Source organism: Actinomycetospora sp. (assembly GCF_055612215.1).
Window position 1 is genome coordinate 1 of sequence record NZ_JBVPVA010000211.1, and the last position, 13,200, is coordinate 13,200.

12 protein-coding genes are annotated in these 13,200 nt (G+C 76.5%); 7 read left to right on the forward strand and 5 right to left on the reverse strand.

Annotation, left to right across the window (positions count from 1 at the left end; translation table 11 throughout):
• The first annotated feature begins 166 nt into the window (after positions 1-166).
• From AC0CYZ_RS05840 to AC0CYZ_RS05855, 4 genes are read left to right on the forward strand one after another with little or no spacing between them, the layout of a single operon-like run.
• Entirely contained in the window at positions 167-2,629 is a 2,463-nt protein-coding gene (locus tag AC0CYZ_RS05840) for a xanthine dehydrogenase family protein molybdopterin-binding subunit (protein WP_472213244.1), read from the forward strand.
• Positions 2,629-3,408, forward strand: coding sequence for an enoyl-CoA hydratase/isomerase family protein (locus tag AC0CYZ_RS05845; RefSeq protein ID WP_472213246.1), 780 nt, complete (start codon positions 2,629-2,631; stop codon positions 3,406-3,408). Before AC0CYZ_RS05840 ends, AC0CYZ_RS05845 begins: the two co-directional genes overlap by 1 nt.
• Entirely contained in the window at positions 3,409-4,263 is an 855-nt protein-coding gene (locus AC0CYZ_RS05850) for an FAD binding domain-containing protein (RefSeq protein WP_472213248.1), read from the forward strand.
• Positions 4,260-5,456, forward strand: a complete 1,197-nt coding sequence (locus AC0CYZ_RS05855) for a xanthine dehydrogenase family Fe-S subunit (RefSeq protein WP_472213250.1) — start codon at positions 4,260-4,262, stop codon at positions 5,454-5,456. The genes AC0CYZ_RS05850 and AC0CYZ_RS05855 overlap by 4 nt, the downstream gene beginning before the upstream one ends.
• Before the next feature lie 79 nt (positions 5,457-5,535).
• Here AC0CYZ_RS05855 and AC0CYZ_RS05860 read toward each other — a convergent pair whose 3' ends face one another.
• The 4 genes from AC0CYZ_RS05860 to AC0CYZ_RS05875 form a co-directional block, all read right to left on the reverse strand.
• Positions 5,536-6,276, reverse strand: coding sequence for a dienelactone hydrolase family protein (locus AC0CYZ_RS05860; RefSeq protein ID WP_472213253.1), 741 nt, complete (start codon positions 6,274-6,276; stop codon positions 5,536-5,538).
• Positions 6,277-6,412: 136 nt separating this feature from the next.
• Positions 6,413-7,189 (reverse strand): HlyD family secretion protein, encoded by a 777-nt coding sequence (locus tag AC0CYZ_RS05865; RefSeq protein ID WP_472213256.1) that lies wholly within the window; start codon positions 7,187-7,189, stop codon positions 6,413-6,415.
• A complete protein-coding gene (locus tag AC0CYZ_RS05870) occupies positions 7,186-8,529 on the reverse strand; it encodes an efflux RND transporter periplasmic adaptor subunit (RefSeq protein WP_472213258.1) in 1,344 nt (447 codons plus the stop codon). The genes AC0CYZ_RS05865 and AC0CYZ_RS05870 overlap by 4 nt, the downstream gene beginning before the upstream one ends.
• 382 nt (positions 8,530-8,911) lie before the next feature.
• Positions 8,912-9,976: a zinc-binding dehydrogenase gene (locus tag AC0CYZ_RS05875; protein WP_472213260.1), complete on the reverse strand. Its 1,065-nt coding sequence runs from the start codon at positions 9,974-9,976 to the stop codon at positions 8,912-8,914.
• Positions 9,977-10,042: 66 nt separating this feature from the next.
• On the opposite strand from AC0CYZ_RS05875, the gene AC0CYZ_RS05880 reads away from it, so the two are divergent.
• Positions 10,043-10,831, forward strand: coding sequence for a helix-turn-helix transcriptional regulator (locus AC0CYZ_RS05880; protein WP_472213262.1), 789 nt, complete (start codon positions 10,043-10,045; stop codon positions 10,829-10,831).
• On the opposite strand, the gene AC0CYZ_RS05885 is transcribed toward AC0CYZ_RS05880, so the two are convergent.
• On the reverse strand, positions 10,812-11,564 hold the full coding sequence (locus AC0CYZ_RS05885; RefSeq protein ID WP_472213264.1) for a DUF5134 domain-containing protein: 753 nt from the start codon (positions 11,562-11,564) through the stop codon (positions 10,812-10,814). The two genes, AC0CYZ_RS05880 and AC0CYZ_RS05885, sit on opposite strands and share 20 nt — an antisense overlap.
• A 244-nt stretch (positions 11,565-11,808) precedes the next feature.
• On the opposite strand from AC0CYZ_RS05885, the gene AC0CYZ_RS05890 reads away from it, so the two are divergent.
• A complete protein-coding gene (locus tag AC0CYZ_RS05890; protein WP_472213266.1) occupies positions 11,809-12,378 on the forward strand; it encodes a sigma-70 family RNA polymerase sigma factor in 570 nt (189 codons plus the stop codon).
• Between the two features lie 40 nt (positions 12,379-12,418).
• Positions 12,419-13,200, forward strand: a 782-nt coding sequence (locus tag AC0CYZ_RS05895) for a zf-HC2 domain-containing protein (RefSeq protein WP_472213268.1), incomplete at its 3' end; no start/stop codon positions are given.

The following is a 13,200-nucleotide window of genomic DNA, read 5'->3' on the forward strand; positions in this document are numbered from 1 at the left end:
CGGCGGTGCCGCGCTCGGCGGTCGGGAAGACGCTGCGGCGGGTGCTGGTCGCGGGCGAGTTCGACGCGCTGGCCGACAGCGGGGCGGCCACCGTTCCAAGCGAAGGGCACCTTCGGTCGGATAGATCGAGCGACGGGGCCCCTCGCTCGGAACCGGAGGCGCGCCGATGAGCGGCACCCCGACCTGGACCCCGACCCGGGACGAGGACGCCGCGCTGGTCAGCGGCACCGGCGCGTTCCTCGACGACCTCGACCCGCTGCCCGGCACCCTCGTCGCCGCCGTCGTCCGCAGCCCCCATCCGCACGCCCGCATCCGGCGCGCGGACCTGGAGCGAGCGCGCCGGCATCCGGGCGTGGCCGCGGTGATCGGCCCCGACGAGGTCCGCGCCGCCGTCCGCCCGTTCCCGCTCTCCACCTCGACCCCGATGCCCTACCTGCCCAGCGCCGTCGACCGCGCGCGCTACGTCGGCGAGCCCGTGGCGGTGGTGGTCGCGACCGACCGCTACGTCGCCGAGGACGCCGCGGAGCTGGTGAGCGTCGACTACGAGCCGCTCGACGTCGTCGTCGACACCCGCGAGGCGCTCGAGGCGGGGGCGCCGCTGCTGCACGACGAGGCCGGCACGAACGTCGCCACCGACCGCACCTTCTCCTTCGGCGCGGTCGACGAGGCCTTCGACGGGGCCGCCCACACCGTGCGCGGCGAGTACACGTTCCCGCGCTACTCCTCGGTGCCGATGGAGTGCTACGGCGTGGTCGCCCGCTGGAGCGAGGACGCGGACGGCCCCGGCGTCGAGGCCTGGGCGAACTTCCACGGCCCGTTCACGATGGTGCCGGTCGCGGCGGGCGCGCTGGGCCTGCCGCCGTCGCGGTTCCGGCTGCACGTCCCGGCCGACATCGGCGGCAGCTTCGGGATCAAGTCGGGCATCTACCCCTACGTCGTGCTCATGGCGCTCGCGTCGAAGCACGCCGGGCGGCCGGTGCGCTGGACCGAGGACCGGATCGAGCACCTGCTGGCCAGCTCGTCCGGCGCCGGACGGGTGATGGCGTTCGAGGCGGCGGTCGACGCGGACGGGCGCGTCACCGCCCTGCGGACCGACCTCGTCGACGACGTCGGGGCCTACCTGCGCCCGCCCGAGCCGAGCACGCTCTACCGCTGCTTCGGCAACATCACCGGCGCCTACGACGTGCCCGCCGTCGCGATCCGCGCCCGGGCCGTCGTCACCAATCGGGCCCCGACGGGGCTCAACCGCGGCTTCGGCGGGCAGCAGCTCTACTTCGGGCTGGAACGGCTGATGGACGCGGTCGCCGCGGCGACCGGGCTCGACGTCGCCGAGGTCCGCCGCCGCAACCTCGTCCGGAGCTTCCCCCACCGCACGCCCACCGGCGGGCTCTACGACTCCGGCGACTACACCCGCGCCCTCGAGGTGCTGCTGGCGAAGGGCGGGTACGACGAGCTCCGCACCCGCCAGGTCCAGGCCCGGGAGGCCGGGGCGTACTACGGCGTCGGGCTCGCCCTCGTCGTCGACCCGTCGGGCACCAACATCGGCTACGTCGGGCTCGCGACCCCCGCGCCCGACCGCAAGCCCGGCCGCGACAAGTCCGGCTCGACGGAGATCGTCCGGGCGTCGGTGGACGTGCAGGGCGTCGTCACGGTGATGCTCGGCTCGGTCCCGCAGGGCCAGGGGCACGCCACGGTCGCGCGCCGCGTGGCCGCCCGGCACCTCGGGCTGCCGGTCGAGCAGGTCCGCGTCCGCGTCGAGATGGACACCGCCACCACGCCGTGGACGGTGACGTCGGGGAGCTACTCGTCGCGGTTCGCGCCGCTGGTGACGAGCGCGGTGATCGCGGCGATCGACCGGCTCGCCGAGTCGGTGCGCGGTGCGGCCACGGTGCTCCTCGGCCTCCCGCCCGACGCCGCCGGCCGCCTCGAGCTCGCGGACGGCGAGCTCCGCGACCCGGCGTCGGGGACCTCCTGCCGGTTCCGCCACGCGGCCGGGCTCCTGCACTGGGACCCGGGCGCCCTGCCGCCCGAGCAAGGTGCGCACACCAGCGCCGAGGGCGAGTTCCGCCCGCCCGAGGCCGTCGCCGCCACCGCGGAGGACCGGATCAACTCGTCGCTCTGCTACGGCTTCGTCGCGGAGATGGTCGGCGTCCGGATCGACCCGGACACCCTCGAGATCACGCTGGACCGGGTGGCGAGCGTCCACGACGCGGGCACGGTCCTCGACCCGGTGCTGCTCGAGGGCCAGGTGCACGGCGCCCTCGTCCACGGCCTCGGCGGGGCCCTGTACGAGGAGTTCCGGTACTCCGACGCCGGACAGCCGCAGTCGGCGACGTTCCTGGACTACCTCTGCCCCACCGCCGCCGAGACCGGGTTCGACCTCGTCTCCGACCACCTCGAGTCCCCGTCGCCGCTCACCCCGCTCGGCGCGAAGGGCTGCGGCGAGGGCAGCTCGATGAGCCTGCCGGTGGCGATCGCGAACGCGGTGGCCGACGCCCTGGCCCCGGCCGGCGTCCCGATCGACTCGCTGCCCCTGCACGGCGAGGCACTGTTCCAGCGCATGTGTACGAACTTCGTCGCCCCGACGACGAATTCCGTTCACATGCCCGACGAAGGAGGGCATGCCTGATGGCACTGACCGGCGGCGAGGTCCGGCTCGAGCGCTCGCACGACGGGCGCGTCGCGAACCTCGTGCTGTCCCACGGCCCGTACACGGTGATCACCTGGGAGATGCGGACCCTGGTCGCGCAGCGGTTCGCCGAGATCGACCGGGATCCCGACGTGGGGGTGGTCGTCATCCGCTCCGACGGCGAGCACTTCTCCTCGGGCGGGGACATCGCCGGGTTCATGGAGGTCGACCCGGTCGACTTCACCGACCTCGGCCACGAGGTGACCGCCGCGTCACGCAGCCCGAAGCCGGTCGTCGTCGCCGTCGACGGCTACTGCTTCGGCGTCGGGTGCGAACTCGCGCTCTCCTGCGACATCCGCCTGGCCACCGAGCGCAGCCGCTTCGCGCTCCCGGAGATGAACCTCGGGATGATCCCCGGTTCCGGCGGCACCCAGCGGCTCGCGCGCCTGATCGGGCTGTCCCGCGCGAAGCACCACGTCATGACCGCGAAGCGCATCTCCGGCGCCGAGGCCGCCGACTGGGGCCTCGTCGCCGAGCTCCTGCCCGACCGCGAGGCGCTGGACAAGGCCACCGACGCCCTCGTCGACAAGCTCCTGGGCTTCTCCCCGATGGCGCTGCGCACCGCGAAGGAGGTCCTCGACCGCGGGATCGACGCGCCCCTCTACTCGGGCATCGAGCTCGAGCGGAAGGCCTACGCGATGCTGCGCTCGAGCCACGACTTCGCCGAGGGCGTCGCCGCGTTCACCGAGAAGCGCACACCACGGTTCACGGGGCGCTGAATGAAGGCCGCGCCGTTCGCCTACCACCGCCCGGCCTCGGTCGCGGACGCCGTCGAGACCCTTGCCGGCGGCGACGCCAAGGTCCTCGCCGGCGGCCAGTCCCTGGTCCCCGTCCTCGCGATGCGCCTGGGCCGGCCGGGGACGCTCGTCGACATCGCGGGACTGCCCGAGCTCGGTCGCTTCGAGCGGCGGGGGGACGAGCTGTGCGTCGGTGCCGCCGTGCGCCAGCGCCGCGTCGAGCGCGACCGGCTGACCGCGGCCGTCCCCCTGATCGGGCGGGCGATGCCCTTCGTCGGGCACCGCGAGCTGCGCAGCCGCGGCACCGTCTGCGGGAGCCTCGCCCACGCCGACCCCGCCGCGGAGCTGCCGGCCGTCGCGGCCTGTCTCGGTGCGGTCGTCGAGGTGACCGGGCCGCGCGGCGACCGCGAGGTGCCCGCCGCGGAGTTCGTCACCGGGGCGATGACGACGGCCGTGGCCGCCGACGAGCTCGTCACCGGCGTCCGGTTCCCGACGGCGGGGGCCGGCGACGGCTTCGGGTTCGCCGAGATCGCCCGACGGCACGGGGACTTCGCGCTCGCGGGGGTCGCGGTCCGGGTGCGCGTGGTGGACGGCGCGGTCCGGGACGCCACCCTGGCCGCGTTCGGGGTCTCCGACCGTCCCGTCCTCCGCGACGTCACTGACCTGCTGTCGACCGGCGCCACGGAGGCCGACCTCCGCCCCGCCACCGACGCGCTGGCCCGCGAGGTCGTCGACACCGCGGGCGACGCCCACGGCTCGACCGCGTACCGCGCCCGCCTGCTCGGGGTGCTCGCCGCCCGCGAGCTCGCCCGCGCCCGGTCCGAGGCGCTCGCGTGACCGGCCCCGAGGGCGTCCGCGTCGCCGCCGACGCCACGCTCGACGTCACCCTCACCGTCAACGGCCGGGAGACCACGCTCGCCGTCGCACCCCGCACGACCCTCTCCGACGTGCTCCGCGACCGGCTCGGCCTGACCGGCACCCACGTCGGCTGCGAGCACGGCGTGTGCGGGATGTGCACGATCCTCGTCGACGGCGAGGCGGCGCGGGCCTGCCTGCTGTTCGCGGTGCAGTGCGAGGGCGCCGAGATCACGACGGTGGAGGGGCTCGGCAGCGCCGGCGACCAGCACCCGCTGCAGCGGGCCTTCTCCCACCACCACGCCCTGCAGTGCGGGTTCTGCACGCCCGGGATGCTGATGTCGGGCTACGACCTGCTCGCCGGCGGGACCTACGACGAGGACACCCTCGCCGAGGACATGTCCGGCGTGCTCTGCCGCTGCACCGGCTACCGCGGCATCCTCGCCGCCGTCGCCGACGTCGCCGCGGCGTGTCCCGACGGCGTGCCGGCGCCCCGCGCGGCCGCCCCCGCGGCGCTCGTCGGGCGCGCGTCGGGCGGCGGCGCCGGGTCCCCGGCGGCGGGTCCCGACGACGACGTCGCGGCCGGCGCGGAGCCCGTCGAGATCACGATCCCGTCCGGCCCGCCGACGGTCACCGTCGACGTCGCGTCGACGCTGGCGTCCGGCGTCGAGGACGTGTGGGCGGTGCTCGCCGACTTCGAGCGCCTCGCCGCGTGCCTGCCCGGCGCCGAGATGACCGCCGACCTCGGCGACGACCGCTACCGGGGGACGGCGAAGGTCGCGCTCGGGCCGGTGTCGCTCACCTTCGACGGGGTCGCGCACGTCGTCGAGCACGACCCGGACGCGCACGTCATGCGGGTGCTGGCCCAGGGCGCCGACCGCGGCGGGTCGAGCACCCGGGCCGTGATCCGCCTGGCCGCGGAGGCGCTCCCCGACGGCGGGACCACGCTGCGGGCGGGGGCGGACGTGCACCTGTCCGGGCGGATCGCCGGGTTCGGGCGCGCCCTCGCGGGCGACGTCTCCCGCCGGCTGTTCGAGCAGTTCGCGGACTCGGTCGACACCGCCGCGCGCACCGGGGAGGCGCCCGCCCCGACCTCGGGGCCGAGCCCGTTCCGGCTGCTGCTCGGCGCGCTCCGGGCGCGGCTCCGCCGGGTGCTGCGCCGCCGCCGTCGGTAGGTGGCCGCGAGCGCCGAGTGGACTCCCACGGCTGCCGGCCCAGCCCTCGGGGTCCACTCGGCGAGGGGGAGCCGCTCCCTCAGGCGGTGAGGTGGGCGCCCAGGAAGGCGGCCATCGCCTCGCGGTGCCGCTGGTCGGCGGCCGGGTCGTGGGTGGGGTTGTCGGGGACGGCGAACCCGTGCGCGGCCGGGTAGGTCTCGACGGTGCCGGCCACCCCGGCCTCGTCGAACGCCTCGCGGAGCCGCTCGTGCTGGTCGGCGTCGAAGGAGGCGTCGTCGGTGGCGGCGGCGACGTACACGGCCGCGCGCATCCGGCGCACGAGCAGGTGCGGGCTGTCCGGGTCGTCGGCCGCCGCGAGGTTGCCGCCGTGGAAGGTCGCGACGGCCCCGACGCGCTCCGGGTGGTGGCCGGCCGCCCGGAAGGCCATGCCGCCGCCGAAGCAGTAGCCCACGACGCCGGCCGGCCCGTCGGCGACCTCCTCCCGCGCGAGGAGCGCCGCGAGGAGAGCACCCGCGTCCGTGACGACCCGGTCCGGCGTCAGGGTCCGGGTCAGGGCGGTGAGCCGCGCGAACTCCTCGGGGTCGCCGAAGAGGGTCGCGGTGTCGAAGGGCTCGTACGGGGTCCGGTAGTAGATGTCGGGCAGCAGCACGGCGTAGCCCTGCTCGGCCAGCCGGTCGGCCATCGCCGCGAACGTCTCCCGCACCCCGCCGGCGTCGGGGTAGTAGAGGACGCCGGGCCGGGCCCGACCCGGGTCGCCCCCGTGCAGGGTGGCGCGACAGGTGCCGTCGGGGGTCTCGACGAGGACCTCGGTCCGCGGCATGGGCAGCTCCTCGGTGATCGCACGCGCTCGATGACTGCGCGCGATCCTCGACCACCACGGGTCCCCGGGAGGCCGATATCGCTCTGGGCGGACGCGGCGCCGCGGACCCCGGTGTCACCGACGACGCCGTGACCGGTCAGCTCTTGTGGATGTCGACGGTGACGTTCATGCCCGGGATGAGGTCGGCGCCCTGCGCGTCGTCGATCGCGACCCGCACCGGGATCACCTGGGTGACCTTCTGGAAGTTCCCGCCCGAGTTCGACTGCGGGAACGGGGAGAACACCGCGGCCGCCCCGCCCTGGATCTCCTCGACGGTGCCGTGGAAGGTGCGGCCCGGGTACGCGTCGACGGTGAAGTCGACGGCGCGGCCGACCTGCACGCCGTCGACGTCGGTCTCGTCCACCCGCGCCGTGACGTAGACCGACGCCGGGTCGTAGGCCACCGCGAGCTGCGCCCCGGCGGTCACGTACGCGCCGTCGGTGGTGCTCGAGTTCGCGATCGTGCCCGCCGCGGGCGCCCGGATCGCCAGCTGCGGCGCGACGTAGGCGCCCTGGAGCTGGACGCGGCCGATCACCTGGTCGCGGTGCATCGCCAGGCCGGTCGTGCCGCGCCACCCGACGAGCGTGCCGCTCGCGGGCGACACGACCGGGATCTGCGTTCCGTCGACCTGCGCGTTGTCGGTGGAGACGTACCGGCTCGCGTCCAGGACGTACGACAGCGTGAACCCCACCGCGGCCAGCAGGGCGACGACGCCGATGACGATCAGGGCGATCGTCGTCGAGCGCTTCATCCGGCGCCGCGGGGTCCCGACGACGGGGGTGGGCTCGGTGGCCGGGTCCGTCGCGGTGTCCGTGGTCGTGGCGGTCCCGTCCTCGGTGGCCTCGTCGCCGGTGGTCTCCTCGGTGGTCGTCACGAGGTGCCCCCGAGCACGACCTGCTGGCCCTCGGCGAGCCCGCCGGTGATCTCGGTCCGGTCGGGCCCGGCCAGACCGGTGGTCACCGGGGTGGGCACCTGCCGGCCGTCCGGGGTCACGACGGTGACCGTGGTGGCGCTGCCCTGCCGGTGCAGCGCGCGGTTCGGGACGCTGATCTTCGGGCCGGACTGGGCGGTGATCACCGTCGCGCGGGCCGACTGCCCGTCGTGGATCCGGGGGTCGTTCGGCAGCGCGACCGTCACGTAGTACTCGACGCTGCCGCCGATCGCGGTCGAGGACGGCGCCACGGCGAGGACGGTGCCGTTCAGCGATCCGTCCGGGACGGCGTCCAGCGACACCGAGACGGGCTGCTGGGGGGCGATCTGCGCGGCGTCGACCTCCTGGAACGGTACGACGACCGCGTACTGGGTCAGGTTCTGCAGCACCAGGAACTGCGTCCCGCCCGGGCGCGACGGCGAGGCCCCGCCCGCGGCGGCGGCGGCCGCGCCCGCGGCCTGCGCAGCACCGGGGATCGCGGCGTCGGTGCCGGGGGCGACGGGGGTGGTGGAGCCGCTGGGCGCGACGAACTCACCGACCCCGCCGTTGAGGGCGGTGATCGTGCCGTCGGAGGGCGCCCGCAGCGTGGTGTTCGTGACGGCCTGCTGGGCCACGGCCACCTGGGCGCGCGCCGCGTCGACCGCGGCACGGGCGGCGGCGAGGTCGTTGGGCCGGGCCGCGCTCGCGGCGTCGAGGTTGTTCTGGGCGGTGACCTGGCCCTGGCGGGCGTTGGCGATCTGGAGGTCGCCGGCGGCGGCGTCCGCCTGCCGCTTGGCCGTGGCCTGCGCGGGGCTGGTCGCCGACGAGGCGCCCGCGCCGCCCGCCGCGCCCATCGCGCCGGTGGCCGCCGACCCGGCGAGCGACATCGCGCCGCCCATCACGCCGCCCGCTCCGGCGGTCGAGGTGCCGGTCATCCCGGCGCCGGAGCCGCCGGAGGCCCCCGCGGCCGCGATCGCGGCGTCGTCCGCGGCGAGGGTCGCGTCGACCTGGCGCCGGGTGGCCGAGACGATCGAGGCCGCGGCGTTCAGCGAGCGCTGCGCGCCCTGCACGGAGGTGCCGTCGGAGACCTTGTCGAGCTGGGCCTGCTGGCCCGCGAGCTGCGCGCGGGCCTGCTGGAGCTGCCGGCGCGCGGCGAAGTCGTCGATGGTGGCGAGCACCTGGCCCGCCGTGACCCGGTCACCGACCTTGACGTCGACGGCCGTGAGCTGCCCGCCGGTCGGGAACCCGAGGTTGGTCGACCCGACGGAGGACACCGAGCCGGTCGAGTCCACCCCGGTGCTCACCGACGCCCGCTCCACCCGCACGGTCTGCGGCGGTGGCGCCGCCTGCGACCCGCACGCTCCAGCACCCAGCGCAACCACTACGGCTGCTGCCGCAAGGGTCATGGTCCTGATGGAGCAGCGTGATCGAGGCGTGGCGAGGCGTGGCCGCATGCGGTCTCCGTCCGGGTCCGTGGCGAGACGACGACCCGGCGCAGGGGCTCCACCAGGGACGACGCGGTTCACGACGGGGGCCCCGACGGCGCCGACTCCCGGCTCCGACCCCACGACCGGGGAAGACTAACCCCAGTACGCAGCGTTGTTGGCAGGCACCGCCATCAATACCGAGAGTGAGAGTTACCCGTCGGGTTCGCTCGGTCGGCGCAGTCGGGACGGCGCAGGTGGCCTACGGGCACAGGACGACGAACGCGTCGCCACCGGCCTCCGACGCGAGCGCCAGCGCGGCGGCCGGGTCGTCGAGCCCGACCGTCCGCACGTCGACGTCGCGCAGGTCGAGCGCGCCGCCGGACACCGAGCGCCACACCCGCAGCGCCGTCGCGTGGGAGAACATCCACGACCCGCGGACGGTCAGCCGGCGGTGCATGAGGTCGCCGTAGGGCAGCGCGAGGTCCTGGCGGACGCCCCCGACGAGCACCATCGTCCCGCCGGGGCGGAGCGCGTCGTACCCGGCCAGCGTCGGCTCCGGAGACCCGACGGCGCCGAGCGCGTCGAGGACGACGTCGACCTCGCCGTGCGCCGTGATCGCCGCCGCCGTCCCCGCGCGGTCGCCCAGCGGCACCGTCGTGACCCGCGGGTCGAGCGCGGCGAGCCGGGCCAGGGCCGCCGCGTTCCGTCCGACCGCGAGCACCCGCGAGGCCCCGCGGGCCAGCGCGAGCCGCACCCCGGCGCCTCCCAGCTGGCCCGTCGCCCCGAGCACCGCCACCGCGTCGCCCGCCGCGATCCCGGACCGGTCGAGGGCCTCGGCGGCGATCGCGAACCACCCGAGCAGGGCGAGCCGTTCCGGGGCGACCGTCCCCGCGCCGGGCAGGCGCACCACCGCCTCCTTCGGCGCCACCACCCGCTCGGCGAACGTCCCGTCGCGCCAGCGGTCCTGCATCGCGGCGACGGTGGGGGTGCGCTCGCCCCGCCCGCCGATGCCGGTCCACCCCAGGAGGACCTCCTGCGGGTCCGCGACGTCGCCGGAGGACAGGAGACCGACGTGGACGACGACGTCCCCGGGCGCGATCCCGAGGACGTCGTCGGCGACGGCGAGCACCCGCCCGACCCCGCCGACGCCGAGCACGAGGGGGGTGGGCACGGCTCCGCGCGGGCCGGCGGCGACCACGTCGGTGTAGGCCGGGACGTGGACCGCGAGGACCTGCAGCAGCACGCCGCCGGCGCGGACCCCGGGCTCGTCGAGCTCACGCAGGCGGAGGTCGTCGCCGGGACGGTCGAGTGTCCATGCACGCATGGACCCCAGTCTCAGGGTGCTCAGCCTGGTATCCAGAGGGCGCTCATCCTGGTAGTGGTGGTACCCGTGACGATCGCCGAGCTCGGCACGTTCCTGCGCAGCCGCCGGGAACGCCTCTCCCCCACGGACGTGGGCCTCCCGCCCGGCGGGCGGCGCCGCACGCCCGGCCTGCGCCGCGAGGAGCTCGCGCTGATCTCGGGCGTGAGCACCAGCTGGTACACGTTCCTCGAGCAGGGGCGCGACGTGCGGCCCTCCGCCCAGGTCCTCGAGGCGCTGGCCCGGGCCCTGGCGCTGACCGGCGACGAACGGGACCACCTGATGCGCCTGGGCGGGCTCGCGCCGACGACGCCGGACCCCGGTCCGGAGACGATCGACGCCGGGCTCGTCGACCTCGTCGAGGCGCTCGACCCGCGGCCCGCCTACGTCACGGCCGCGAGCTTCGACGTCCTCGCGGTGAACGACGCCGCCCGGGAGCTCTTCGGCGGGATGACCGCCACGACGGGGTCACCGGCCAACGTCGCGTCCTGGGTCTTCACCGACCCCCGGGCGCGCGAGGTGCTGGTGGACCGCGAGGAGGTGGCCCGGGGTGTCCTCGCCCGGCTCCGGGCCGCCACCGCCCGCCATCCCGACGACGCGCGGGTCGCCGCCGTCGTCGAGACCCTGCGCCGGGAGTCGGCGGAGGCGGCCGCGTGGTGGTCGCGACAGGACGTCCGGGAGGACCGGTCGGGCACCAAGCGGGTCCGGCACCCACGGCTGGGCGAGATCACGCTCGCGCACACGGTGCTGCACCCGGCCGAGCGGCCCGACCTCACGCTCGTCGTCTACGGCCGGTGCGCTACAGCAGGCAGAGCATGACGGCCATCGCGAGGCTCATCCCCGCCTGACCGACGAGCTGGACCGGGCCGTGCGCGAACACCGACACCGCGCGCGGGACGGCCGGCGCGGGGGTCGCCACTGCGACGCCACCGGCCGCGGCACCGCCGGAGGTCCCGACGACGGGTGCGGCCGGCTGCGCCACGCGTGCCGCCCGGGCACGCCGGGCGACGACGACCACCGTCACGGCCGCGTGCGCCACCAGGTAGAGGGCGAGCATTGCCGCGACGACCAGCAGCCCGACCGGCGGGGCGCCGTGCGCGGCGTGCTCCGTCGAGGTGCCCGCAGCACCGGACATGTCCATCCCCGGCATCGCCGCGTCCGCCGCGGCCGGCACCGCGGCCGGGGCCATCGCCAGGTACATCACGAGCATCGCCGCGTCGACCGCCGCGAGGTGGGCGGGGTGTGCGGTGCAGCGGTCGACCCCGACGGCCGACCCGAGCGGCTCGGCGCGCCGGCGGGCCACGACGAGCGCCGCGAGCCAGGCCGCCGTCGCGACCCCGAAGACGCCGGCGCCGAGGACGGGGGGCACCAGCCCCGCCGTCACGGGCGTCACCATGAGCACCATCGCGACGCCCATGACGATGTGGTTGGCCTCCGCCGCGGCGATGCGACCGCCGCGTCGTGGCCCGTGCGCGGCGAGGGAGACCGCGCAGAGCACGGTCGTGAGGACGAAGACGGTCGCCACCGTCATGCCGAACCAGCCGTCGACCATGGGTCAGGCCTCCAGGAGCGTGGGGAGCGCGGGCCTGGCGACGACCGTACGAGGCGGGCTCCACGAACCGGCACGAGCTGAGGCGCAGCCCCCTTTCTCTCATGTTCGCGGAGCGGGCGATAGCCGGCGTGGGGAGTGCCTACGCTGGCCGGGGCCGGTGTCGCGCCCTCACCGCCCGGGCGGGGACACTGGTCCACGACAGGTCGTCGTAGGACGACGGTACCGAGCGGAGGACCGGCAGGCGATGGACGACGCCGTCATCACCGACGCGGCGCTGGCCGCACGCGACGGTGACCGCGCGGCCGCGGCGCGGTTCGTCGAGCTCACCCAGCAGCAGGTGTGGCGGCTGCTGGTGCACCTCGCCGACCGCGGGGTCGCGGCCGACCTCGCCCAGGAGACCTACGAGCGGGCGTTCGGCGCGCTGCGCCGCTACCGCGCCGAGTCCCCGGCGCGCACGTGGCTGCTCGCGATCGCGCGCCACGTCGCCGCCGACCACCTCCGGCGCCGCGCCCGCCGACCGGTCGCGCCCGCCGAGGTCGTCGACGACGACGAGCCGCTGGGGGCCGCCCGGCCCGGCGACGTCGCGGAGGGGATCGCGCTGCGCCTCGCCGTCGACGCCCTGCCCGCCGACCGGCGCGAGGCCTTCGTCCTGACCCAGCTGCTCGGCCTCGGCTACGCCGAGGCGGCGCGGGTCGCGGGCTGCCCGATCGGGACCATCCGCTCCCGGGTCGCGCGGGCCCGGGCGGACCTCGTCGAGGCGCTCTCGCACGGCACCGGGAGCCCCGCACCCCGGGCGGCGACCCGTGAACCCTGACCGGACCCGGTGGCGCGCCCGCACCGGCGGGAACCGGGGCGTGCCCGCGGACGACCTGCGGGGCATGGGGTCAACGGACTGCGCCGTCTGCCGCGAGGAGCTCTCGGCCGAGCTCGACGGCGAGGGCGACCCGGCCCGCCGGCCCGCCGTGCGCACCCACCTGCGGACGTGCCCGGCCTGCGCCGCGTGGCGCGAGCAGGCCGCCGTCGTCACCCGGCTGACCCGGACCGCGCCCGCGCAGGCGGGGCCTGACCTGGTCGCCCGCGTCCTGCCGGCCGCCCCGGGCCACCCACGACGCCAGGTGGGCGCACGGGTGGCGCTCGCGGCGGTCGGTGTCGTGCAGATCGCGCTGGGGGTCGCGGCGCTCGTCGGCCTCGTGGGCCACGGCGGCGGCCCGGCGATGGTCGCCGGCGCGGACATGGCCCACATGGGCCACGAGACCGCGGCGTGGAACCTCGCGCTCGGGGCGGCCTTCGTCGCCGGCGCCTCCTGGACCCGCCACCTCGCGGGCCTGCTCCCGGTGCTCGGGGTGTTCATCGTCGTGCTCGCCGTGCTGAGCGGACTCGACCTCGCCGCGGGCCGGGTGGAGCCCGACCGGGTCGCGCTGCACGCGGTCCTGCTCGTCGGGTTCGCGCTCTCGGTCGCCGTCGCGCGCCGGGCTCCCCGACGCGGCCCCGGTCCGGCCCCGCGGGCCGCGGGGACCCCGGAGCACGGCCTCGACGGCGCTCCCGACACCGCGGACGCGCCGACCCGGCTCGCCGCCGCCCCCCGCGACGACCTCGGTCCGGTCGCCCGCGGACGACCGCCCGGCCGGGACGTGGC